The organism is Lactococcus sp. KTH0-1S (assembly GCF_052544945.1).
The window spans coordinates 794,540-816,258 of sequence record NZ_CP195165.1 but is presented as its reverse complement, the minus strand read 5'-3'; the positions used below and the strand labels follow the sequence as shown (position 1 = coordinate 816,258).

Genomic DNA, 21,719 nt, shown 5'->3' with positions numbered 1-21,719 from the left:
TTAGATTTTTGTGGTAGTCTTAAAATATAAAAAAGATGACGAAAGGCTACTAAATGTCCCGTTCTGACGAAATCATTCGCATTGTGAGTGATTATAAAAAAATTGAAGTCAATCAACTTTCACAACTCCTTAATGTTTCAAACGTAACGATTCGAAAAGACCTTGATAAACTTGAAGAGAAAGGAATTATTAATCGCCAGCACGGTTTTGCTTTGATTAATAATACAGATGATATCAATTTCCGTTTAGCTAAAAACTATGATTTAAAGCGAAAAATTGCTGTCAAAGCTGCTGAAAATATTCTTGATGGGGATACAGTAATGATTGAATCTGGTTCTACTTGCGCTTTGCTTGCTGAAGAGTTAGCCTTTAATCGAAAAAATGTCACTATCATCACTAACTCTGTTTTTATTGCCAATTATATTCGTAAATCCGACTCGGTAAAGGTAATTTTATTAGGAGGAGAATATCAAAATAATTCACAGGTCAACGTTGGACCTCTGATAAAAAAGGTGGTTGGTGAATTTTACGTTGATAAATTATTTATCGGTATTGATGGTTTTGACCCCGTCCGCGGTTTTAGAAGTAATGATCTCGCTCGTAGTGAAGCCATTCATGTCATGGCTGCTGCGGCTAAGGAAGTGATTATTTTAACTGATGCTTCTAAATTCAACCAAAATGGAACTGTCACCTGTTTTTCATTCCCTGAAATTTCCCAAGTTTTTACTGACAAGTCAATCAATGCAGAAAGTCAAAAAATTCTCGATTTGAAAAAAATAAAGGTTACTACTATCTAATTGAAAATGGACGATGTCCATTTTTTTATTGACAGATTTTCTAAAATATGATATATTTTCTTCATAAGAAAGAATTATACTTTCGTTTGAAAGTTTTGCTTTTTTTGAAATCTCCTAAGATTTAAATATTATTACATAAAAAAATGAGTCTAACCAACTCATTTTTTTATATTTTTTCGTAAGATGATTCTTTAAAACCAATCTGTTGAACTTGACCATTTTTCACTAGTAATGGACGTTTGATAAGCATTCCATTTGACGAAAGAAGTTCTGCCATTTCTTTTTCAGATAATGTTGCTAGCTTGTCTTTAAGATTTAAGTCGCGATAAACTAAACCACTTGTATTGAAAAACTTTTTGATGGGAAAATCTGCTTCTTTAAACCATTTCTCAAAGTTTTTTTGACTCGGTGGGGCTTCCTTCAAGTCAATCGCTTGATAATCTATTCCAAGTTCATCTAACTTTGCTTTAGCTTTTCTACAAGTTGAACACTTTGGATACCAATAAAAATCGTACATCTTATCCTCCTTATGCTTTAATTTTATTATAGCATATTAAAAAGGGATTTTTTGGTCCAATTTTCTATGAAAAATCTATTTTTTAATGATTAATTTTATAGCTTGTTCGAGTTTTTCTTCCTTGTCAGTCACTTCTTTGTCCAGTAAAAGTTCTTTGAGATTCTCAGCTACGATTAGACCAATCAGACTATCTAAGCTAGAGCGAACAGCGGTTAATTGAGTCACAACATCAATACATTCCTCTCCAGATTCCATCATCTTAAGTATTCCTGTCAGTTGACCTGTCGCTCGTTTCAAGCGATTTTCCATTTTTTTGTCATATTTTTTCATTAGTCATCCTTTTCTTGTTTCGCTCCCTAATCAAGTAATTCTTTGGTAACTTTGCTGTATAATCCAAAGGCACCATCTAAATTTTTCACTTTGTAGCCCTCTTGTTTTAGAATACGTTCTGCATTGTAAGAGCGAAGTCCTGACTGGCAGCTAACAATATATTCAGTCTTTTTATCCAGTTCATTTAGCCGCTCACGTAAGTCATCAAGCGGAATATTTTGAGAATTTTTAAATTTCCCTTTTGCCAACTCATTTGGATTTCTCACATCAAGTAAGACTTTCCCTTTTGCTAATTCAGCCGCAAGTTCATGCCACTGAATATTTTCTGATTGCCCCAAGAGAAGGTTTATTGCGGCATAGCCAGCCATATTTACTGGATCTTTGGCTGAACCAAAAGGAGGGGCATAGGTCAATTCCAATTCTGGTAAATCAAAAACGGTTAGTTTTGCTTTGATAGCCGTAGATAAAATATCAATTCTTTTATCTACTCCTTCTTTACCAATTGCTTGCGCACCAAATATTTGTCCACTTTCTGGTTCAAAAATTAATTTCAAAACAATAGAAGTTGCCTCTGGATAATATCCCGCGTGATTATTTGCTGTGACATGAACAATTTTATGATTAATCTTTAAACCTCTAAGCTGAAACTCAGAAAGACCTGTACTTGCCACTTGCAAATCAAAAACACGGACAATGGCCGTTCCAAGTGACCCGCGATTTTTAACTGGTAATCCGCTAATGATATCAGCTACCTGACGCCCTTGACGATTAGCTGGAGAAGCCAATGAAATTAAAGCATCCTGCCCTAATTGATTTTTGACAACAATGGCATCGCCTACTGCGTAAATATCCTTAACCGATGTTTCATAATGTTCGTCAACAAGAATTGCATTTCTTAGTCCTAATTTGATGCCCGCACTTTTAGCTAGACTCGTTTCTGGCTGAATTCCCACAGAAAGAATCGTTAAATCCGATTGCAGACTTTCACCATTATCTAGCAAAATTTCGTCATTTTTAAATTCGACAGCTCCTCTATTTGTCATTACTGAAACTTTATTTTTTATTAATTCTTCATTGACAAAAGCTGCCATTTCGCGATCAATGGTTGGTAAAACATGTGGTGCTTTTTCGACGATTGTGACACTTAACCCTCGTTTAGCAAGATTTTCAGCCATTTCTAAGCCGATAAAACCAGCACCAATAATTGTCGCACTTTGAGGAGCTTTGTCTTTCAAATAGGCCATTATTTTATCCACATCAGGAATATTTCGTAAGCTAAAAACATTGGTCGCTTGGTTCAAACCTTTGATTTGAGGAATTAAGGGTTTGGCCCCTGGTGAAAGAATCAGTTTATCATAGCTTTCAACATAGCTTTCACCATTTGAAACTACAGTCACTTTCTTTCCTTCACTATCAATCGCAGTGACTTTGGAATTTTCGCGCACCTCTAAGTTAAAACGTTTTTTTAGAGCTTGAGCAGATTGAACAATTAACTTTTCTCGCTCTGCAATTTCTCCCCCCACATAGTAAGGTAAGCCACAATTGGCAAATGAAACGTAAGGACCTTTTTCAAAAACGATAATTTCTGCATTTTCGTTAAGACGTCGCAAACGGGTTGCAGCTGACATTCCACCCGCAACTCCGCCAACAATTAATATTTTTTCTGTCATTTTTTAATTTTTCCTCTCCAAGCTCTCATTCCTCCATTCACGTTTGTCACATCAAAATTAGCTTTGTTTAATATTTTGTAAGCTTTTTTTGACCGAATTCCCGACTGACAAATTAATAAATACTTTTTATTTTTGGTTAGAACATGTTCTCCCAATTTACTTAAAGGGATATTTCGAGCGCCTTTTATATGTCCATTTTGAAATTCATGAGCTTCTCTTACATCAATTAATTGTGTTCCTTTTTTTAACTCATTACTTACTTCTGCTGGACTGATACTTTTTATTTTCTTAAAAAATTCAAACATCGTTCTCTCTCTAAAATCTGTCAGTAAATTCTAAGGGACCATTCCAAGCAATGGTACCGCCTGAAATATTTATAGTATCAATTCCTTTTGTCGAAAGATACTGACAGGCCCTAGCCGAACGAGCACCTGACTGACAGATAAGATAAGTTCCGTCAGTAATTTCTGCATATCTTTCTTCTAGTTGACTCAATGGAATATTTTTGGCATTAGGAACATGACCGCTATCATACTCAAAATCTTCTCTGACATCTACAATTACTAGATTTTCACTTTCTGTCAGTAATTCTAATTCACTTATGTCAATTGTTTGCATTTTTCACCTCTTGATTATTTGATTTATAATAATTATATACCCCCAAGGGTATATAAGTCAAGCTTATTATTTCCAAATAAAAAAACCTAAGTTTTAGATCACTTAGGTTTTTCTTAATTTTGAGAAATTCAATTATTTCTCGTTTTTATGTTTGACAGAGTCAACCGTATCATTAAATTTTTCTGCAACATCTTCAGCTAGGTCAGAAGCTTTGTCTTTAATATTTTCCAAGCCTTCTTTAGCTTTTCCCATAAGTCCTTCTGTTTTACCTTTAGCTTCTAGTTTTTCATCACCAGTTACTTTACCTGTGGTTTCTTTAACTTTTCCACTTACTTTATCTTTTGTTGCATCAAGTTTGTCATTTAAAGCCATTTTAAATCCTCCTAGTAATTGCGATTTTTTCTTTTATTATCATGAAAGTTTCATAATAATTTGTTAGAAAAACTAAATCAGTTAAATTTGTCAATCATTGACTGACAACCAATAATTTACGATTTCCCCTCCTTTAATCTTCTTAATCTATTCTCATTCTAACATCCGTAGCTCAAAAAGTACAGAAAACTGCTCATAAGACAAAAAAAACTTGGAAAATTCCAAGTTTTAATAATCATAGAGTTCTGTTGAAAGATAGCGCTCACCATTGTCAGCACAAAGTGCGAGAACTTTTTGACCTTTGCCAAGTTTTTTTGCCAATTCATAAGCTGCCCAAATTGCTGCGCCAGAAGATATACCTACTAAAAATCCTTCGCTTTTGCCAATTTTTCGTGCGGTATCTAAAGCATCATCACTTGTTACATCAATTACACCATCATAAGCTCTCGTATCTAAATTTGGTGACATAAATGGAATACCAATTCCTTGAATGCGGTGTGGACCACTCTCACCTCCTGTTAAAATTGGTGATTCTGCCGGTTCGACAACAAAAGTTTTGATTTTAGAATTTTGACTTTTAAGATAGTGAGAAACGCCAGAAATTGTCCCCCCAGTTCCTGCACAAGCAACAAATGCGTCCAGGCCATTTTCACCAAATGCTTCAATTATTTCTGGACCAGTCGTTAATTCATGGGCTTTTAAATTAGCTGGATTTTCAAATTGCATTGGCATAAACCAACCATTTTCTTCAACTAATTTTTGACCTAAATCAATGGCAGCTTTGATGCCATCAGCTGCTGGAGTCAAAATCAATTCTGCTCCATAAGCTTGAATAAGCTGACGACGCTCTTTTGAGTAACTATCAGGCATGATAATAACCACATTATAGCCTAAAGCTGCACCAGCCATGGCAAGTCCAATTCCTGTGTTCCCAGAGGTAGGTTCAACAATCGTTCCTCCCTTTTTTAAGCGACCATCTGCTTCGGCTTGCCGAATCATTTGTAAAGCAATCCGGTCTTTAACTGAACCTCCAGGATTAAAATATTCAAGTTTTAAATAAATTTCTGCTCCATTTTCTGGACCATTTTTTAGTTTGATAATTGGACTATTTCCAACTAATTCAGTAATATTTTCAACAATTTTTACCATAATTAATTCCTAAATTACTGACAGCTTTGTGTCAGTTCAAGTCAACCAAATGAGCGCTTGAGGCGGGAGATAAATGAATTGTATGCACTTCTGTCAGTAAATTACTTTCAATTTCTACTGTCTAATTTTTCTGTCAGTTCAACAGGACCAATGTGAGCTGTTAAAGTGAGGGAGAAAGGAGTCGTAAGATTTGCTTACAAGTCTGTCAGTAAAATTATTTTTTCTCAAGTGCTTCTTTGATATCTGTCAGTAAATCTTCAATTGCTTCAACCCCTACTGATAGACGAATTAGGCCATCCTTAATCCCAATTTCTTCACGAAGTTCTTTTGGAATAGAAGCATGAGTCATCACTGCTGGCACTTCAATTAAAGATTCAACGCCACCTAGTGATTCAGCCAACGTAAAATAGCTCAAGTTTTCAACAAAATCTTTGACGGCATTTTCATCCGTTAATTCAAATGAAATCATCCCTCCAAAGGCAGACATTTGTTTTTTAGCAATTTCGTGCCCCGGATGGCTATTAAGACCCAGATAATAAACTTTTGAGACGGCTTTAGAAGTTTCTAAAAACTCAGCAATTTTTTGAGCATTTGCCGAATGAGCCTCCATCCGAAGCGCAAGTGTTTTAATACCTCTTTGCACTAACCAGCTGTCTTGTGGTCCAAGAACCGCCCCAATTGAATTTTGTAAAAAACCAATTTCGCTGGCGAGTTCTTTTGAATTGGTTGTAACTAGTCCTGCCACTACATCTGAATGTCCACCTAAATATTTCGTTGCGGAATGCAAAACAATATCAGCTCCTAAAGCAATTGGTTGTTGTAAATACGGTGTCGCAAAGGTATTATCCACCAGTGTTAAAGCATCATGAGCTTTAGCAATTGCTGAAATTTCCTTAACGTCCAAAACTTTTAATAAAGGATTTGAAGGAGTTTCAAAATAAATAGCTTTCGTTTCTTCTTTAAAAGCCACTTTCAAGTCATCAAGATTACTCAAATCAACTAAATCATAAATAATCCCTGTCTTTGTCAGCACTTTATCCATCAAACGGAAAGTTCCACCATAAACATCATCAGCTAAAATGATATGATCTCCTGCAGAAAATAGCGAAAGAACCGCGTGAATTCCAGCAAGTCCAGAACTAAATGCAAATCCTTGAACACCACCTTCTAAATCTGCAATTAATTCTTCCAAGGCATGACGCGTTGGATTTCCAGAACGTGAATATTCGTATTCTTTAGGTTGTCCAAGTCCGTTTTGTTTATAAGTTGACGTTTGATAAATCGGAACAGATACTGCTCCTGTTGTCTTGTCTGTTGAAATACCACCATGAATTACTTTCGTTTTTAAACTTGTCATTGGCCCTTTTCTTTCTATTTTCAATCTAATATAAAGATATCACGAAAGTGTGCCCAGTGCTATAAGATTTTTTTATAGCAGAATTAACTTTTTTTATGTATAAAAAAAACGAAGGACATCCTTCGTTTTTTAATATTTTCTAAATCTTTCGTAGCGTTGTTCTGCCAATTCTGTTTCTGTCAGTAATGACAAGTCACCAAGTGATTCTGTCAGTTGTCTTTTCAGATTTTCAATCAGATTTTCCTCAGAAATAACAGCATCAACAAGACCCATTTCCAAAAGATGTGGCGCTGTAATTTTCATCAATTCAGCCGCTTCATCACGACGTGAACCATCTTTCCAGAGAATCGTTGCAAAACCTTCTGGAGAAAGTACTGAATAAACAGCATTTTCTAAAATATATACTTTATTGGCAAGTGCAAGAGCTAATGCTCCTCCTGAACCACCTTCACCTGTGATGAAAGCAATAATCGGAACTTTAAGGTCAGACATTTCCAAAAGGTTTCTAGCAATTGCTTCACCTTGTCCACGTTCTTCTGCTTCAATTCCTGGATAAGCACCAGCTGTATTGATAAACGTAATGACTGGACGCCCAAACTTTTCAGCTTGCTTCATCAGTCTTAATGCTTTACGATAGCCATTCGGACTTGGTTGTCCAAAATTAGTAGCTAAATTTTCAGCAAGGTTACGTCCTTTTTGAATTCCAATAACGGTCACAGCTTGATTATTAAAGCGAGCAATTCCGCCGACAATCGCTTCATCATCTGTTAACTGACGGTCGCCGTGTAATTCAAAGAAATCAGTGAAAACTTTGTCAATAATATCTCTTGCCGAAATTCTGTCAGCCGCTCGTGCTTCATTAATAATGTCAGCAATATTTTTTTGTGAAACTTCACCTGTCAGTGAATCAATTGTTTCAGACATTTTCCACCTCCGTATGAAGTTCTAAAAGAAGTGCCAATTTTTGACGTAATTCAGTCCGCTTAACAATTGCATCAACAAAACCATGATTCAAAAGAAATTCAGCTTTTTGGAAATCATCAGGTAAAGTTTGACGGACGGTTTGTTCGATGACACGACGTCCAGCAAAACCAATTAAAGATTGGGGTTCAGCTAAAATAATATCTCCCAGACTGGCGAATGAAGCTGTCACTCCTCCAGTTGTTGGGTCAGTTAAAACTGTAATATAAAAAAGTCCTGCATTTGAATGACGTTTCACAGCAGCCGAAGTTTTGGCCATTTGCATCAATGACATAATTCCTTCTTGCATTCTTGCACCACCTGATGCCGTAAAAACAATAATCGGCAATTTTTCGGCAGTTGCATATTCAAATAAGCGTGTCAATTTTTCACCAACAACAGTTCCCATTGAAGCCATGATAAAAGTCGAATCCATAATTGCCAAAGCCGTTTTTTGCCCTTTGATTGTGGCCGTCCCAGTCATAACTGCCTCATCAAGACCAGTCCGTGCTTTTGTTGCCGCCAATTTTTCAGGATAACCTGGAAAATCCAAGGGATTTTTGCTTTCAATTCCAGTGAACATTTCAACAAAAGAATCTTTGTCAGCAACAATTGCTAACCGTTCTTTGGCTGTAATTCGGAAATTGTAATCACAATTAGGACAAACTTTATTTTTTCCTAAATCTTTTTGATAAATCGTATGTTTACAAGCAGGACATTTGGCAAAAAGTTCATCAGGAACTTCTGGCTGCTCGGCTTGCTTTTCAATAATGGAACGATTTGGATTAATTTTAATGTATTTTTTCTTTTGGAAAAGAGCCATCTTTGCATCCTTTTCTCATTTTTTTATAAATTTTACTGACAGATGAATTGTAAGCCATCTGACAATTCTGTCACTAATCTATTGATTAATCTTCTTTTTGATATTCTGGTAAGAAAACATTTCCTAAGAAGCTTGTATCATAATCTCCTGCCACAACATGTGGGTCAGAAATTAATTCTAATTGGAAATCAACATTTGTAATGACCCCTTCAACGTCAAATTCGAGAAGGGCGCGTTGCATTTTCATCAGTGCTTCAAAACGATTTTCACCATGAACAATGACTTTAGCAATCATACTATCATAATATGGTGGAATGCTGTAACCACTGTACATAGCGCTATCAACCCGCAAACCAACTCCACCACTTGGCAAGAAAAGATTAGTAATTTTTCCTGGACTTGGTGCAAAATTAAATTTAGGATTTTCCGCATTAATTCGACATTCAATCGCATGTCCACTAAAAGTCACATCTTCTTGCTTGACAGACAATTCATTGCCATTGGCTACACGAATCTGTTCTTTTACAATATCAACACCTGATACAAATTCTGTGACCGGATGTTCAACTTGAACACGTGTGTTCATTTCCATGAAATAAAACTTACCAGAAGACTCATCAAGTAAGAACTCAATGGTTCCCGCATTTTCATAAGAAACATGCTGAGCAGCTTTAACAGCCGCAGCTGTTATTTCCTGACGTAAAGTGTGTCCAATTGCAACTGACGGAGATTCTTCAAGAACTTTTTGGTTATTTCTTTGCAATGAACAATCACGTTCACCAAGATGAATCACATTTCCTTGACTATCTCCTAAGATTTGAACCTCAATATGACGCGCTGGGAAAATCATTCGTTCGATGAACATGGCTCCATTACCGAAAGCAGCTTGTGCTTCCGCTTGGGCTGCCTCAAATGCTGGAACAAGTTCCTCAACATTATTAACCTTACGAATTCCTTTACCACCACCACCAGCTGATGCTTTAAGCATGATTGGATAGCCAATTTCTTCAGCAATTTTTACTGCTTCATCAGTGGTATGAACTTCGCCCTCAGAACCTGGTGTTACAGGAACACCAGCTTTAATCATTTCTGCACGAGCATTGATTTTATCACCCATCATATCCATAACTTTTGCTGACGGACCGATAAATTTAATATTCATTTCTTCACAAAGACGAGCAAATTTTGAATTCTCAGAAAGGAATCCAAAACCTGGGTGAATCGCTTGTGCGCCAGTTGCCACAGCAGCTGACAGAATATTATTCATATTAAGATAAGACTCAGTACTTCTAGCTGGGCCCACACAAATTGCTTCGTCAGCTAAATGAACATGTAAAGCATCGCGGTCTGCAGTTGAATAAATGGCAACTGTACCCACTCCTAATTCACGAGCTGCACGAATAATTCTTACAGCAATTTCGCCACGATTGGCAATCAAAATTTTATTAAACATAGATGTTCTCCATATGGGAAAATACCCCGAGCTTTTGCTCAATGGGTGTTTTGAAAAGAATGATAAAAAAGAAAGTCATTCCCAACAAAACAATTTTTTGATAAATAAAAATAAGTCCGAATTTACCATAAGTAAAAAATCTTATGGTTAAAATAAATTTTTGTTTCTTAATCATAAAAAATATGATTATTTTTAAATGAAGATGAGCTATTTACCTAAGGCGGGATACAACATGACATCTTCGATATCAGGTCACCTTGACCACCTTTACACTTCGTGCTCGATTATCCATACTCGCTACATCGCTAAAGCGATTAGTCGTAATGGTTATAAGCCTATCTCCACTTCGTTTCGCTGTCCGTTTTCTCTACTTGCTAAAGCAAGTGATAAAAAGGCAAGTGCTAAAGCACTAACGCCCTAAGGCAAAAGTCAAAGTTCCTTTAGCTGCCAATTTTCCATCAACAGTTGCTTCTGCTTCAACAACTGCAATTGGACCACGACGTTTGATAAACTTAGCATGTAAGACCAATTGATCTCCGGGAGTGACTTGTTTTTTGTACTTAACATTGTCCATTCCCGCATAAAAAACAAGTTTTCCTTTGTTTTCAGGTTTAGATAATTCTAAAACACCAGCCGCTTGTGCGAGAGCTTCCATAATCAAAACCCCTGGCATTACTGGATATTGTGGAAAATGTCCTTGGAAAAATTCTTCATTAATCGTCACATTTTTAATTGCTGTAATTTCATCCTCAGCAATATCAATCACACGATCGACTAATAGAAATGGATAACGATGAGGCAAAGCCTCCATAATTTCAGTTACATTAATGTTTACTTCAGTCATTTATTCTCACTTTTCTTTTAGAGATTCACTGACAGAACTTGTCAGTAAATTCTCTGGCACCTCAACCAGAGCTGTCAGTAACTTTTACATCAAAGATAAACTGACAGAGCTTTGTCAGTAATTTTTTTATTTGATTCTCATCAAATCTTGACCAAATTCAACGACATCTTCTCCAGAAACCATAATTTCCGTGATGACTCCATCTTTTGGTGCAGGAATTTCATTCATTACTTTCATTGCTTCAATAATAAGCAAAGTTTGGCCTTTTTTAACTGAATCACCAACTTTGGCAAATTCAGCCTTATCTGGTGAAGGTTTAAGATAGGCCACACCCACTAATGGAGAAGTCACTGCTTCACCCTCAGCTTCAACAGCCACTTCACTTGCCACGGGCACTTCTGTACTTTCTGCAACTGGTGTTGCTTGTTGAGCTGTAAATGCAGGTGCAGTAGGTCCAGCACTTTGAGCTCCAACAAGGGCTTGACCTTCATTTTTAGAAAATGATAGTTCACCATCAGCATTTTTCCAAGAAAATTCACGTAAAGTAGAACCATTGAATTGGTTCATCAAATCTTTTACTTCTGAAATGTTCATTTTTGTTTACTCTCCAGTCCATTTCTTGAATGCCAATACAGCATTGTGTCCACCGAAACCAAAGTCTTGCGACAATGCAAGATTAATTTCAGCAGGTTTACCTTCACCAAGAACAACATTAATTGTCATTCCTTCATCAAGTTCAGTTGTTCCAGCATTTACTGGTGCATATTGATTCAAAAGTGCTTGCACAGTTGCCACTGCCTCAATTGCACCAGTTGCACCAAGTGCATGACCGTGCAATGCTTTTGTAGATGAAACATAAGCTTTATCGCCAATTACATTGTGAATTGCTTTGCTTTCAGTTTCTTCATTGGCATGTGTTGAAGTTCCGTGTGCATTAACGTAATCAACATCAGCTGGACTTGCACCAGCTTCTTCCAAAGCCAATTTAATCGCATTTTCAGCACCCACTCCTGAAGGAGTTGTCATATGGAAAGCATCATTTGTATTTCCGTATCCAACAATCTCAGCCAAGATATTAGCGCCACGAGCTTGTGCATGTTCAAGGCTTTCCAAAATCAATACACCAGAACCTTCACCCATTACAAATCCAGAACGATTTTTATCGAATGGAATACATGCTTTTTCAGGGTCAGTTTCTTTAGTCAAAGCAGTCAAGTTAGCAAAACCTGCAATTCCAAGTTCACAAATAGCCGCTTCAGCACCACCAGCAATCATTGCATCAGCGTAACCATGTTTGATTTCACGGAAAGCTGAACCAATTGAATTGGCACCAGCCGCACAAGCCGTTACTTCAGCACGAGAAACTCCACGAGCACCTGTACGTAAAGCAACGTTACCAGTTGCCATATTAGCAATAGCAAGTGGAACGTAGAGTGGGGCTACCCCTTTACGAGGTCCTTTAGCGACAATGGCTTGTGAATTTTTTTGTGATTGTTCAAGTCCACCAATCCCAGAAGCCATGATGCAGCCCAAACGGTCAAAATTAGTATTTTCTTCTGTAATACCAGACATTTCCATTGCATCAAGTGCTGCATAAACCGCATAAAGTGAGAAAGTATCCATGCGTCGTGCATCTTTTTTCTGGAAATATTTATCAAATGGAAATTCTTTTACTTCTGCTGCAACAGAAATCCCTGTTGCTTCAGCATCAAAGTGAGTGATTGGTCCAATTCCAGTTTTACCAGCTTTAAGATTGTTCCAAAATTCTTCTGGGCTATTTCCAATTGCACTAACTACGCCATAACCAGTGATAACAACTCTATTTGTCATATTTTTATCCTCTTAATTTTAAAATTTATCAATGAATCATTTACATTGAAACTCCACCATCAATGGTAAGTACTTGTCCAGTCATATATTCTTGTTCAGCCAAGAATTGAGTTGCTGTTGCAATTTCTTCAGGCATTCCAAAACGTTTCATTGGAATTTGCCCCTTCATTGCATCTTTAACTTTATCAGAAAGAACTTCAGTCATATCTGATTCAATAAATCCTGGAGCCACAGCATTGACACGAACATTTCGTGCCGCAACTTCTCTAGCAATTGATTTTGTCAAACCAATAAGTCCTGCTTTTGAAGCGGCATAATTTGCTTGCCCAGCATTTCCCATAAGCCCAACAACTGATGAGATATTAATAATTGCTCCAGAACGAGCTCTGGTCATCGGTTTCAATACAGCCTGTGTCATATTGAAAGCCCCAGTCAAGTTGATTTTAAGAACAGACTCAAAATCTTCTTCTGACATTTTCAAAGATAAACCATCACGAGTAATCCCTGCATTGTTTACCAAAATATCTACTGAACCAAGAGTTTCAATTGCTTCTGCAACCATTCGTTTTGCATCTTCTGATTTTGAAATATCACCAGAAATACCAACTGCTTTAACCCCATAGGCTGTAAATTCAGCTAATAATTCTTCTGAAATTGCTGAACGACCATTAATAATTAGATTAGAACCCGCTTTAGCAAATTGAAGCGCAATTGCTTTACCAATTCCTCGTGTTGAACCAGTCACAAAGACATTTTTATTTTTAATTTCCATTATTTAAGACAAGCCTGCCTAAGAAGTTTTAGCACTTTAGTACTAAGATTTCAAAAGGACAAACTCAATTCCTTTCTTCAATTTTACTGATTAATCAAAGCTTCAAATGAAGCTAAATTTTCAACATTAGCAATTTCTGCATTTTTATCAATTTTTTTAATGAAACCTGAAAGTACTCTCCCAGGACCAACTTCAATAAAGCGAGTCGCCCCTAGTTTTTGCATTGTTTCAACAGATTCATAAAAACGAACTGGTTCCATGACTTGACGCGTCAAAAGTCCTTTGACTTCATCATTTTCCATTACTTTGGCACTCGTATTTGAGATTAATGGTAATTCAAAAGGTCTAAAATCAATTTTATCAAGTTCCAAAGCCAATTTTTCAGATGCTGCTTTTAAAATTGCTGTATGGAAAGGTCCTGAAACTTTTAATTCAATAAGTTTACGAACTCCGGCTTCTTTAAGTAATTCAACAGCATAATCAACCGCCTCAACTTCACCACCAATAACAATTTGTGCGGGCGTGTTATAATTTGCTGGACTCACAATACCGCCTTTAAATTCGGCCGCTTTCTGGCAAATTTCTTCAATCAAGGCTGGGTCTGTGTTCATTACAGCGACCATTTTACCAGAACCAGTCGGTGCAGCTTCTGTCATATATTGACCACGTTTAGCTACAAGCTTAACTGCTTCTTGAAAATCAATGATTCCTGATGCTACCAAGGCAGAATATTCACCAAGACTAAGACCAGCAACAAGGTCAGGTTTAATCCCATTCTCACTTAACAAACGTAAAATAGCAACAGAGGTTGTTAAAATTGCAGGTTGAGTGTACTTTGTTTCATTTAGTTTTTCTTCATCATTATCAATCAAAGCTCGCAAATCATATCCTAAAGCTTGACTTGCTTCATCAAAAGTTGCTTTAACTGTTTCATATTGGTCATATAAGTCACGTGCCATTCCAAGCTTTTGTGCCCCTTGACCTGAGAATAAAAATGCTGTTTTAGTCATAATATATAGTAATCAACCTTTTGAATCAATGATTCAAAATCAGTCAATTAGAATTCCTCGTATTTTCTTTTATAAAGTTAATTATTAGTATTGTAAAATGTTTTTTATCTTAAAAAAAATGACATTCTTCAATATGAAAATTATAGGACAAGCTCAGTATATCATTACTGAGCCCCCTATACTAGAATTCTATTTTGAAAATAGAACTAGTCCAACGAAAAGAAGGGGCGAAATTCGCAAAAGAATCAACTCCTTTGCTCGCTTCACCCCCATCCCGAATTATTTGTTGTTTTCTACGTATTTAACGAGGTCAGCAACTGTTTTCATATCTGCTTCTGTATCAACTTCAACGTCGAATTCGTCTTCGATGTCATTGATGATTTGGAAAAGGTCAAGTGAATCAGCGTCGAGCTCTTCAAATGAAGTTTCGAGTGTTACTTCTTCTTTTTCTTTACCGAGTTCGTCAACGATAATATCTTGTACTTTTTCAAATACTGCCATAATTTTTTCTCCTTTAATTGAGTGAAAATATTTATATTATATCCGCAAAGCGGTTTATAACCATTAGTTAGTGAAGATTTTTTAAAAACTTCTTGTCAGTCAAAGTTAGCTGATAATGTTTTCTTATATAGACAACTTAAGAAAAACTTGCTAAACTTTGAAGCTCTTATAAATTAATAATTGCTGTACCCCAAGTGAGGCCACCGCCAAATCCTGTCAAGACGACTTTTGTTTGACCGTCCAAACTAAATATACCATTTTTTACGGATTCTGACAACAATATAGGGATACTTGCTGCCGATGTGTTTCCATATTCTTGCATATTTTGAAGGAACTTTTGGCGCGTCACACCAAGCTTTTTAGCCATTTTATCAAGGATTCTTGAATTTGCTTGATGAAGGAGATAATAATCTACTTCTTCAGCAGACAAATTAGCTTTTTCTAAAGTTGCCTGGATATTTTTAGGAACATCACGTACGGCAAAATCAAAAATTGCTCGCCCTTCCATACTCAAGTTTGAACTTTCGTATGAAACAGAGGCAAATGGAGTTTGAATGTCAGCATAACTAGAAAGTAAACTGTTCCCACGACTTCCATCTGTTTGCATTTTTTCAGCAATAATCAGAGGTTGACTCGCGCCAGCTTCTATAAGCACACCAGCAGCTCCATCTCCGAAAAGAACAGCAGTTGATCGGTCTGACCAATCAATTACTTTTGAAAAGACTTCTGCGCCAATGACAAGCCCTCGTTGATATGCTCCTGAGGAAATTAATTTTTCCGCTGTTGATAGCGCAAAGACAAAGCCTGAACAAGCGGCAGTCAAATCGTAAGCAAAAGCATTAACTGCTCCTACTTGAGCTTGAACCCGTGCTGCGGTTGAAGGCATCAATGAGTCCGGAGTTACCGTAGCAACAATGATGAAGTCAATCGTTTCTGGGCTTAAATTTGAATCGCTAATCAACTGCTTAGCAACTTTAGCTGCTAAGTCTGAGGTGTTCTCGCCAGTTGAAATATGGCGATTTTTAATCCCTGTCCGACTGTAAATCCATTCATCATTAGTATCCATTATTTTGGACAAGTCATCATTAGATACCACATTTTCAGGCACATAGTGTGCCACTTGCGTAATTTTCGCAAAAGTCATTATTTCATATTCTCCAAAGAATCGTGTAAGGTTGCAAGTTCACCAGCCAATTTATTTTCAGTAGTTCCATAAACGCTATCAAATAGATTATCTGTAATCGTATGGAAAAATTCACGGTGAGTTGCACAAAGCTCATCACCCTTCGATGTCAGTATAATGTGAGTCACTCGTCTGTCCGCTGTAGAACGCTTGCGTTCAATATATCCCTTATCTTCTAATCGATTGAGGGTAATTGTAATTGTTGACAAGGCCAATTTTTGATTTTTGGCAATATCTGTTGCACGACAAGTTCCTAGCGTATGAACCAGTGTCAAAATTTGTAATTCTTTTACTGTTACATCTGAATAAGCTGAGTCTTTTAAAAATTGCTCCTCTAATATCATAAAATCATGAAAGAGTTGAATCAGCCATTCATTTACCTTATCAAAATCTGTTTTCATCTGTCATCCTCTTCATTATTTAGATGTGAGTCCGACTTTAGACATTACGAAAAAAAAGAAATTGAAATCAATAAAACCCCTTATGAAATTTTATTATAACATTTAGATAGGGGATAAACTGATGCAAAAAACATCATCAACTTATCCCCTGATTTATTATTCTATTTTTTTCTCGCAAGATGAACTCAATTTGTTTTTATATTGCAAATGGTTTTCTGTATCAAATTATATTATTTTTTAGAATGATTTGCAAGTAATAATTTTTAGAAAACGTCATCATTGCTCAATTTTTATAAAAAATATCAGTTTCTGTCAGTAAAATTTGCCTTCCCAAACTACTGACAGAAATAATTTCAACAAAAAAAGTTACTGACAGAAAATTTAAAGTTTTCATCAGTAACTTTTGAATTCATTAGGCAGGATTGCTGGCAATAATTTCTAATTGACCAGATAAATTCCATTTTTCAATGTTGCTTGGTAAGATGAAATGAGCTCCTTTTTCAACTGGATATTCATTTCCATCAACTGTTAATTTTCCTTGACCATCAAGTACAGAAACTAAAGTGTAATCTGCAACTTTGGTAAATTCATGGTCACCATGAATTTGCCATTTATAAATATCAAAGAAATCTGATTTGACAAGAGTTGTAATTTCTGCATCAGCAAATTTTTCAGTTTTAACTTGATTTTCAGGAACTTTGTCGCCCGGAATATTCAATACATCAATTGATTGTTGAATATGTAATTCACGCAGATTTCCTTGATCATCTTTACGGTCGAAATCATAAACACGGTAAGTTGTATCAGAAGATTGTTGTGTTTCAAGAATAACAATTCCAGCACCGATTGCGTGCATTGTTCCTGACGGAACATGGAAGAAATCTCCTGTTTTCACTTTTACCTTACGTAACAAATGATCCCAATCACCAGATTTAATCATTTCTGCTAATTCTTCACGTGATTTAGCATTATGTCCATAGATAATTTCAGCACCTGGTTCAGCTGAAATAATGTACCAACATTCAGTTTTTCCAAGTTCACCTTCATGTTTTTGTCCATATTCATCATCTGGATGAACTTGCACAGAAAGCCAGTCATTGGCATCTAAAATTTTAGTTAATAAGGGAAAAACTTCTTTTTTACTATCACCAAACAATTCGCGGTGACTTGCGTATAATTGGTCAAGTTTTTGACCTTTAAATTCGCCATTAGCAATTGTTGACACACCATGTGGATGAGCAGAAATAGCCCAATATTCACCAACTTTGTCTGATGGCAAATCATAGCCAAACTCTTTCAAATGGTCGCCGCCCCAGATTTTTTCTTGCAAAACTGAGTTCAAAAACAATGGTTCTTTCATAATTTCCTCCAAATGAGCAGATTTTATTCGCTTTCATTTCACAATGTCTATTATATCACAAAATTTATCTAGAACAATTCTGTCAGTATTTTTATGACAAAAAAAGTTACTGACAGAACTGTCAGAATGTATTCAACCTAAAGAATACACTCATTTTTTCGTCAGTAACTTTTTTAATTAATATTCTGATTTATTGTTAAGCCCACGAAGAAGCTCATCAATTTTTGAACCATATTCAACAGATTCATCTTTTGCAAAAGTTAAATCTGGAATTTTGAAAATGGTCATGCGTTTTGCCAATTCACTTTTGAAAAGTCCGGTTGCTTTTTTCAAAGCAGTTGCGGCTTTTTCATTATCAGAGGCAAGATTTGACAAGAGGCTATAATAAACAGTCGCTTGACTCAAATCACCTGTCAATTGAACATCAGTGATATTTACATCTTGAACACGTGGATCACGTACTTTATTTCGTAAAATATCATTGATTTCGCGTTGAATTTCTACAGCGACACGGTCGCTACGAAAAGAATTTCCCATTTTCTCCTCCTATTTTTTTCGTTTAAAATGTAGATAAATGATTTTTAAATCACTTTTCCACATTTTCATTTAAAATGAGCAAAAGCTCCCAGAAATAATAAACTTAAATAAATTTATCATTTTTAACCAGTCGCCCTCACCTTTTATTTAACTGAGTTCACCTTCTTAGAAGTCTGTGAAAATGCGATTCATCTTGCGACTTTAGTCGCTTAGAATGAATCGACAGCGTAGCCACATTGTGGCGTAGATAGACAAAATGGAACCTACACTACGCGTAGAACCACATTTTCTATCTCCACTGTCCATTCTCGCTAAACCGCTAAAGCAGCTAGTCGAAGTAGCAATTATCATAGCTTCTGGACAGTCGAGCTCACCTCTTATTATTTACGTTCGATTTCAACCATTTTGTAAACTTCAAATGTATCATCAATTTCAACATCGTTGAAGTCTTCAACCATCAAACCACCTTCTTGAGCATTTCCGACTTCTTTAACGTCATCTTTGAAATGTTTAAGACTGGCAATAGCTCCATCATGAATCACGACACCTTCACGAATGACACGGACAGAAGCATCACGGGCAACTTTACCACGAATAACCATAAATCCGGCAATTGTACCAACTTTAGAAACGTTGAATGTTTCGCGAACAATTGCTTCACCAATGATTTCTTCTTTGAACTCAGGATCAAGCATTCCACGCATTGCTGTTTCAACTTCTTCAATCACTTTATAAATGATGCTGTGCAAACGAATATCAACTTCTTCTTGAGCCGCTTGTTCACGTGCAAGACCAGTTGGACGAACATTGAAACCAATGATAATCGCATTTGATGCTGCGGCAAGTGAAATATCAGACTCTGAAATTGCCCCAACAGCTGAATGGACGATATCTACTTTCACACCTTCAACTTCAATTTTTTGAAGTGAAGCAGCAAGCGCTTCTGCAGAACCTTGTACATCAGCTTTGATGATAATGTTAACAGATTTAGTTTGACCTTCTTTAAGAGTATCAAAGAGATTGTCCAAGTTAACACGGCGTGTATTTTGACGTTTGATCAATTGAGCACGTTTAGCACGTTCTTCCCCAGCCGCACGAGCTGCTTTTTCATCTTCAAATACTGCGAAGTGGTCACCAGCTTGTGGTACGTCAGAAAGACCAGTTAATTCAATTGGAGTTGATGGACCAGCTTCTTTAATCCGACGTCCGAGGTCATTTGTCATTGTACGAACACGACCATAGGTGTTTCCGACAACAATTGGATCTTGAACATGAAGTGTTCCTTGTTGTACCAAGAGAGTTGCAATTGCCCCTTTACCTTGGTCAAGACGCGCTTCAACAACAGTACCAATGGCACGAACAGTTGGGTCAGCCTTAAGTTCTTGCACTTCTGCCACAAGAAGAACTGTATCTAACAATTCATCAAGATTTTGGTTAAATTTAGCCGAAATTTCAACGAATTCTGAACCATTTTCTGGATCCCAAGCGACTGGGAATACACCATGTTCAGTCAATTCTTGTGTTACACGTTGTGGGTTGGCACCTGGTTTATCAATTTTGTTGATTGCAACAATAATTGGCACCCCAGCGGCTTTAGAGTGATTGATTGCTTCAATTGTTTGTGGCATTACACCATCATCAGCAGCAACTACAAGGATTGTAATATCTGTGACAGAAGCACCACGAGCACGCATAGAAGTGAAGGCTTCGTGACCTGGTGTATCAAGGAAAGTAATTTTCTTACCATTCGATTTAATTTGGTAAGCACCAATATGTTGAGTGATACCACCTGCTTCACCCTCAGTCACACGAGATTCGCGGAAACGGTCAAGCAAGGTTGTTTTACCATGGTCAACGTGTCCCATAATTGTTACAACGGCTGGACGTTCAACCATGTTTTCTTCTTTAAGATAGCCATCTTCAACAAACAAACGTTCAATATCTGATTTGTCTTCTTCAACTTTTTTGACTGGTGTTACACCATAATCCATGAGAATCAACTCAATTGTATCTTCATCAAGTGATTGGTTTTGGTTGACCATTGTTCCCATCATGAAGAGTTTTTTGATAATTTCAGCTGGTTCGCGTTTAATTGATTTAGCAATATCTTGAACATTCATTCCTACTTCATATTCAAGACTTTCTGGTAATTCATGGAATTTACGTTGAGTTGCTGGAACACTTGAAGATTGGTTGTTTTGGTGACGACCACGACCACCTTTTTGATTCCAGTTTGAGTTACGCGCATTACGAACTTGATTACGATTATCATTTACGCGAAGTGGACCACCTTTACGGTTACCATCTTTTGTATTATCGCGGTTATTATCAGATTTTTTACGGTCACGGTCACGACGGTTTGTTTTACCAGAAGTAGCTGGTGTAAACGAATCTGTTGCTGGTGCACTACCTGATGAAGCGAATTTGTCACGTTTTTGACCTTGATTTTGTCCTTGACCAGATGAACGGTTCTTATCATAATGGTTTCCACCTTGACCATTTCCATTTTGGTTAGGACGGCGATTATCATTACGATTATTTCGGTCATTACGATTTTTGTCGAATTTTTTCTTTTCAGGACGAGCTGCCGCTTGTTCTTTTTTGATATCTTCGGCACGTTTAATAACTTTGATTTGAATTCTTGGTTTTTGAGTCAATGATTTTTTCTTCTCTTCAGTAACAACTGGTTCTTTTTTATCAGCAACATTTTCTGGTTTTACTTCAGCTTTTGACGTTGCTGTGTTATCTTTTGTTTCTACTTTTTCAACTTTTGGCTCAGATTTAGCTTCAACTTTTGGTTCAGCTTTTTTAACTGGTTCACTAGCTTTAGGTTTTTCTGTAACAACAGGATGTTCAGTTGATCCAACTTCTACTTTTGCTGCTTTTTCAGCTTCTTCTTTAGCTTTAATTCTTGCTAAAATGGCTGGGTCCTCAACAACTGTTTTTCCAGCAAAAGTGCGTGGATGGTCTTCCTTGTTTTTCTTTGCTGCCTCATCAGCTTTTGGTTGACTTTTTTTAACAGACTTTTCAGCAACTTTAGCAGTTTGGTCAGTGCCTGTTTTTGCACTTTGAATGATTTTTTCTGCTTGTTCTGCTGTTACAGAACTTGAATGTGATTTCACTTCAAAACCGAGAGTTTGTGCTGCCGAAACAAGTTCAGCATTTGTTAATCCAGTTTCCTTAGCAATTTGGTTTATACGTTTTTTATCAGACAATCTTTGTCCTCCTTATATCA

24 protein-coding genes are annotated in these 21,719 nt (G+C 36.6%); 2 read left to right on the top strand and 22 right to left on the bottom strand.

What is annotated here, in order from left to right:
* Nucleotides 1-53: 53 nt before the first annotated feature.
* Nucleotides 54-797, top strand: coding sequence for a DeoR/GlpR family DNA-binding transcription regulator (locus tag ACRYLU_RS04065; protein WP_118263488.1), 744 nt, complete (start codon nt 54-56; stop codon nt 795-797).
* 166 nt (nt 798-963) lie between these two features.
* Here the strand turns inward: ACRYLU_RS04065 and ACRYLU_RS04060 are convergent, their stop codons facing one another.
* The 11 genes from ACRYLU_RS04060 to accC all read right to left on the bottom strand — a co-directional run bounded on the left by ACRYLU_RS04060 (nt 964) and on the right by accC (nt 10,046).
* Nucleotides 964-1,314 carry an arsenate reductase family protein gene (locus tag ACRYLU_RS04060; RefSeq protein ID WP_021722954.1) on the bottom strand — a complete coding sequence of 117 codons (351 nt, stop codon included), beginning with the start codon at nt 1,312-1,314 and terminating at the stop codon, nt 964-966.
* A gap of 75 nt (nt 1,315-1,389) precedes the next feature.
* Nucleotides 1,390-1,644: a metal-sensitive transcriptional regulator gene (locus tag ACRYLU_RS04055; protein WP_011835555.1), complete on the bottom strand. Its 255-nt coding sequence runs from the start codon at nt 1,642-1,644 to the stop codon at nt 1,390-1,392.
* Between the two features lie 26 nt (nt 1,645-1,670).
* Nucleotides 1,671-3,314, bottom strand: coding sequence for an FAD-dependent oxidoreductase (locus ACRYLU_RS04050; RefSeq protein WP_445081265.1), 1,644 nt, complete (start codon nt 3,312-3,314; stop codon nt 1,671-1,673).
* Nucleotides 3,311-3,619 carry a rhodanese-like domain-containing protein gene (locus ACRYLU_RS04045; RefSeq protein WP_058205947.1) on the bottom strand — a complete coding sequence of 103 codons (309 nt, stop codon included), beginning with the start codon at nt 3,617-3,619 and terminating at the stop codon, nt 3,311-3,313. Before ACRYLU_RS04045 ends, ACRYLU_RS04050 begins: the two co-directional genes overlap by 4 nt.
* Before the next feature lie 10 nt (nt 3,620-3,629).
* On the bottom strand, nt 3,630-3,932 hold the full coding sequence (locus ACRYLU_RS04040; protein ID WP_058205946.1) for a rhodanese-like domain-containing protein: 303 nt from the start codon (nt 3,930-3,932) through the stop codon (nt 3,630-3,632).
* A 132-nt stretch (nt 3,933-4,064) separates the two neighbouring features.
* Nucleotides 4,065-4,304, bottom strand: coding sequence for a CsbD family protein (locus ACRYLU_RS04035; protein ID WP_003132523.1), 240 nt, complete (start codon nt 4,302-4,304; stop codon nt 4,065-4,067).
* Nucleotides 4,305-4,532: 228 nt separating this feature from the next.
* Nucleotides 4,533-5,453: a cysteine synthase A gene (cysK, locus tag ACRYLU_RS04030; protein ID WP_354473472.1), complete on the bottom strand. Its 921-nt coding sequence runs from the start codon at nt 5,451-5,453 to the stop codon at nt 4,533-4,535.
* A 214-nt stretch (nt 5,454-5,667) separates the two neighbouring features.
* A complete protein-coding gene (locus ACRYLU_RS04025; protein ID WP_445081264.1) occupies nt 5,668-6,810 on the bottom strand; it encodes a cystathionine gamma-synthase in 1,143 nt (380 codons plus the stop codon).
* 129 nt (nt 6,811-6,939) lie between these two features.
* Nucleotides 6,940-7,734: an acetyl-CoA carboxylase carboxyl transferase subunit alpha gene (gene accA / locus ACRYLU_RS04020; RefSeq protein ID WP_047206560.1), complete on the bottom strand. Its 795-nt coding sequence runs from the start codon at nt 7,732-7,734 to the stop codon at nt 6,940-6,942.
* Nucleotides 7,727-8,593: an acetyl-CoA carboxylase, carboxyltransferase subunit beta gene (gene accD, locus ACRYLU_RS04015; protein ID WP_029343621.1), complete on the bottom strand. Its 867-nt coding sequence runs from the start codon at nt 8,591-8,593 to the stop codon at nt 7,727-7,729. The genes accA and accD overlap by 8 nt, the downstream gene beginning before the upstream one ends.
* An 85-nt stretch (nt 8,594-8,678) precedes the next feature.
* Nucleotides 8,679-10,046, bottom strand: coding sequence for an acetyl-CoA carboxylase biotin carboxylase subunit (gene accC, locus ACRYLU_RS04010; RefSeq protein WP_012897458.1), 1,368 nt, complete (start codon nt 10,044-10,046; stop codon nt 8,679-8,681).
* A gap of 232 nt (nt 10,047-10,278) precedes the next feature.
* Here accC and ACRYLU_RS04005 point away from each other — a divergent pair, with 232 nt between their 5' ends.
* On the top strand, nt 10,279-10,467 hold the full coding sequence (locus tag ACRYLU_RS04005) for a hypothetical protein (protein ID WP_445081263.1): 189 nt from the start codon (nt 10,279-10,281) through the stop codon (nt 10,465-10,467).
* On the opposite strand, the gene fabZ is transcribed toward ACRYLU_RS04005, so the two are convergent.
* The 11 genes from fabZ to infB form a co-directional block, all read right to left on the bottom strand.
* Nucleotides 10,456-10,890, bottom strand: coding sequence for a 3-hydroxyacyl-ACP dehydratase FabZ (fabZ, locus tag ACRYLU_RS04000; protein ID WP_003132511.1), 435 nt, complete (start codon nt 10,888-10,890; stop codon nt 10,456-10,458). The genes ACRYLU_RS04005 and fabZ overlap by 12 nt on opposite strands.
* A gap of 126 nt (nt 10,891-11,016) precedes the next feature.
* Nucleotides 11,017-11,484 (bottom strand): acetyl-CoA carboxylase biotin carboxyl carrier protein, encoded by a 468-nt coding sequence (gene accB / locus ACRYLU_RS03995; RefSeq protein WP_098393994.1) that lies wholly within the window; start codon nt 11,482-11,484, stop codon nt 11,017-11,019.
* Nucleotides 11,485-11,490: 6 nt separating this feature from the next.
* Nucleotides 11,491-12,720, bottom strand: a complete 1,230-nt coding sequence (fabF, locus tag ACRYLU_RS03990; RefSeq protein ID WP_038599938.1) for a beta-ketoacyl-ACP synthase II — start codon at nt 12,718-12,720, stop codon at nt 11,491-11,493.
* A gap of 40 nt (nt 12,721-12,760) precedes the next feature.
* Nucleotides 12,761-13,492, bottom strand: a complete 732-nt coding sequence (gene fabG, locus ACRYLU_RS03985) for a 3-oxoacyl-[acyl-carrier-protein] reductase (protein WP_015426088.1) — start codon at nt 13,490-13,492, stop codon at nt 12,761-12,763.
* 83 nt (nt 13,493-13,575) lie between these two features.
* Nucleotides 13,576-14,502 (bottom strand): ACP S-malonyltransferase, encoded by a 927-nt coding sequence (gene fabD / locus ACRYLU_RS03980; RefSeq protein WP_017864319.1) that lies wholly within the window; start codon nt 14,500-14,502, stop codon nt 13,576-13,578.
* 279 nt (nt 14,503-14,781) lie between these two features.
* Nucleotides 14,782-15,003, bottom strand: a complete 222-nt coding sequence (locus ACRYLU_RS03975) for an acyl carrier protein (protein WP_003132501.1) — start codon at nt 15,001-15,003, stop codon at nt 14,782-14,784.
* Nucleotides 15,004-15,169: 166 nt separating this feature from the next.
* Nucleotides 15,170-16,147, bottom strand: coding sequence for a beta-ketoacyl-ACP synthase III (locus tag ACRYLU_RS03970; protein ID WP_003132499.1), 978 nt, complete (start codon nt 16,145-16,147; stop codon nt 15,170-15,172).
* Nucleotides 16,147-16,587, bottom strand: a complete 441-nt coding sequence (locus ACRYLU_RS03965; RefSeq protein ID WP_003132498.1) for a MarR family winged helix-turn-helix transcriptional regulator — start codon at nt 16,585-16,587, stop codon at nt 16,147-16,149. Before ACRYLU_RS03965 ends, ACRYLU_RS03970 begins: the two co-directional genes overlap by 1 nt.
* A 412-nt stretch (nt 16,588-16,999) precedes the next feature.
* On the bottom strand, nt 17,000-17,947 hold the full coding sequence (gene manA, locus ACRYLU_RS03960; RefSeq protein WP_445081262.1) for a mannose-6-phosphate isomerase, class I: 948 nt from the start codon (nt 17,945-17,947) through the stop codon (nt 17,000-17,002).
* 177 nt (nt 17,948-18,124) lie between these two features.
* Nucleotides 18,125-18,484 (bottom strand): 30S ribosome-binding factor RbfA, encoded by a 360-nt coding sequence (rbfA, locus tag ACRYLU_RS03955; protein WP_003132494.1) that lies wholly within the window; start codon nt 18,482-18,484, stop codon nt 18,125-18,127.
* Between the two features lie 380 nt (nt 18,485-18,864).
* Complete coding sequence (gene infB, locus ACRYLU_RS03950) at nt 18,865-21,699, bottom strand: translation initiation factor IF-2 (RefSeq protein WP_445081261.1); 2,835 nt, start codon at nt 21,697-21,699, stop codon at nt 18,865-18,867.
* Nucleotides 21,700-21,719: the final 20 nt, after the last annotated feature.

Bases quoted from the DNA above. Each gene is read 5' to 3' on its own strand.
- accD (WP_029343621.1), bottom strand. From the start codon at position 8,593: ATGGCTCTTTTCCAAAAGAAAAAATACATTAAAATTAATCCAAATCGT.
- ACRYLU_RS04045 (WP_058205947.1), bottom strand. From the start codon at position 3,619: ATGTTTGAATTTTTTAAGAAAATAAAAAGTATCAGTCCAGCAGAAGTA.
- fabG (WP_015426088.1), bottom strand. From the start codon at position 13,492: ATGGAAATTAAAAATAAAAATGTCTTTGTGACTGGTTCAACACGAGGA.
- ACRYLU_RS04065 (WP_118263488.1), top strand. From the start codon at position 54: ATGTCCCGTTCTGACGAAATCATTCGCATTGTGAGTGATTATAAAAAA.
- fabF (WP_038599938.1), bottom strand. From the start codon at position 12,720: ATGACAAATAGAGTTGTTATCACTGGTTATGGCGTAGTTAGTGCAATT.
- ACRYLU_RS04055 (WP_011835555.1), bottom strand. From the start codon at position 1,644: ATGAAAAAATATGACAAAAAAATGGAAAATCGCTTGAAACGAGCGACA.
- accB (WP_098393994.1), bottom strand. From the start codon at position 11,484: ATGAACATTTCAGAAGTAAAAGATTTGATGAACCAATTCAATGGTTCT.
- ACRYLU_RS04050 (WP_445081265.1), bottom strand. From the start codon at position 3,314: ATGACAGAAAAAATATTAATTGTTGGCGGAGTTGCGGGTGGAATGTCA.
- ACRYLU_RS03975 (WP_003132501.1), bottom strand. From the start codon at position 15,003: ATGGCAGTATTTGAAAAAGTACAAGATATTATCGTTGACGAACTCGGT.
- rbfA (WP_003132494.1), bottom strand. From the start codon at position 18,484: ATGGGAAATTCTTTTCGTAGCGACCGTGTCGCTGTAGAAATTCAACGC.
- fabZ (WP_003132511.1), bottom strand. From the start codon at position 10,890: ATGACTGAAGTAAACATTAATGTAACTGAAATTATGGAGGCTTTGCCT.
- ACRYLU_RS04025 (WP_445081264.1), bottom strand. From the start codon at position 6,810: ATGACAAGTTTAAAAACGAAAGTAATTCATGGTGGTATTTCAACAGAC.
- cysK (WP_354473472.1), bottom strand. From the start codon at position 5,453: ATGGTAAAAATTGTTGAAAATATTACTGAATTAGTTGGAAATAGTCCA.
- accC (WP_012897458.1), bottom strand. From the start codon at position 10,046: ATGTTTAATAAAATTTTGATTGCCAATCGTGGCGAAATTGCTGTAAGA.
- accA (WP_047206560.1), bottom strand. From the start codon at position 7,734: ATGTCTGAAACAATTGATTCACTGACAGGTGAAGTTTCACAAAAAAAT.
- ACRYLU_RS04005 (WP_445081263.1), top strand. From the start codon at position 10,279: ATGACATCTTCGATATCAGGTCACCTTGACCACCTTTACACTTCGTGC.
- ACRYLU_RS04035 (WP_003132523.1), bottom strand. From the start codon at position 4,304: ATGGCTTTAAATGACAAACTTGATGCAACAAAAGATAAAGTAAGTGGA.
- ACRYLU_RS03965 (WP_003132498.1), bottom strand. From the start codon at position 16,587: ATGAAAACAGATTTTGATAAGGTAAATGAATGGCTGATTCAACTCTTT.
- ACRYLU_RS04060 (WP_021722954.1), bottom strand. From the start codon at position 1,314: ATGTACGATTTTTATTGGTATCCAAAGTGTTCAACTTGTAGAAAAGCT.
- fabD (WP_017864319.1), bottom strand. From the start codon at position 14,502: ATGACTAAAACAGCATTTTTATTCTCAGGTCAAGGGGCACAAAAGCTT.
- ACRYLU_RS04040 (WP_058205946.1), bottom strand. From the start codon at position 3,932: ATGCAAACAATTGACATAAGTGAATTAGAATTACTGACAGAAAGTGAA.
- manA (WP_445081262.1), bottom strand. From the start codon at position 17,947: ATGAAAGAACCATTGTTTTTGAACTCAGTTTTGCAAGAAAAAATCTGG.
- ACRYLU_RS03970 (WP_003132499.1), bottom strand. From the start codon at position 16,147: ATGACTTTTGCGAAAATTACGCAAGTGGCACACTATGTGCCTGAAAAT.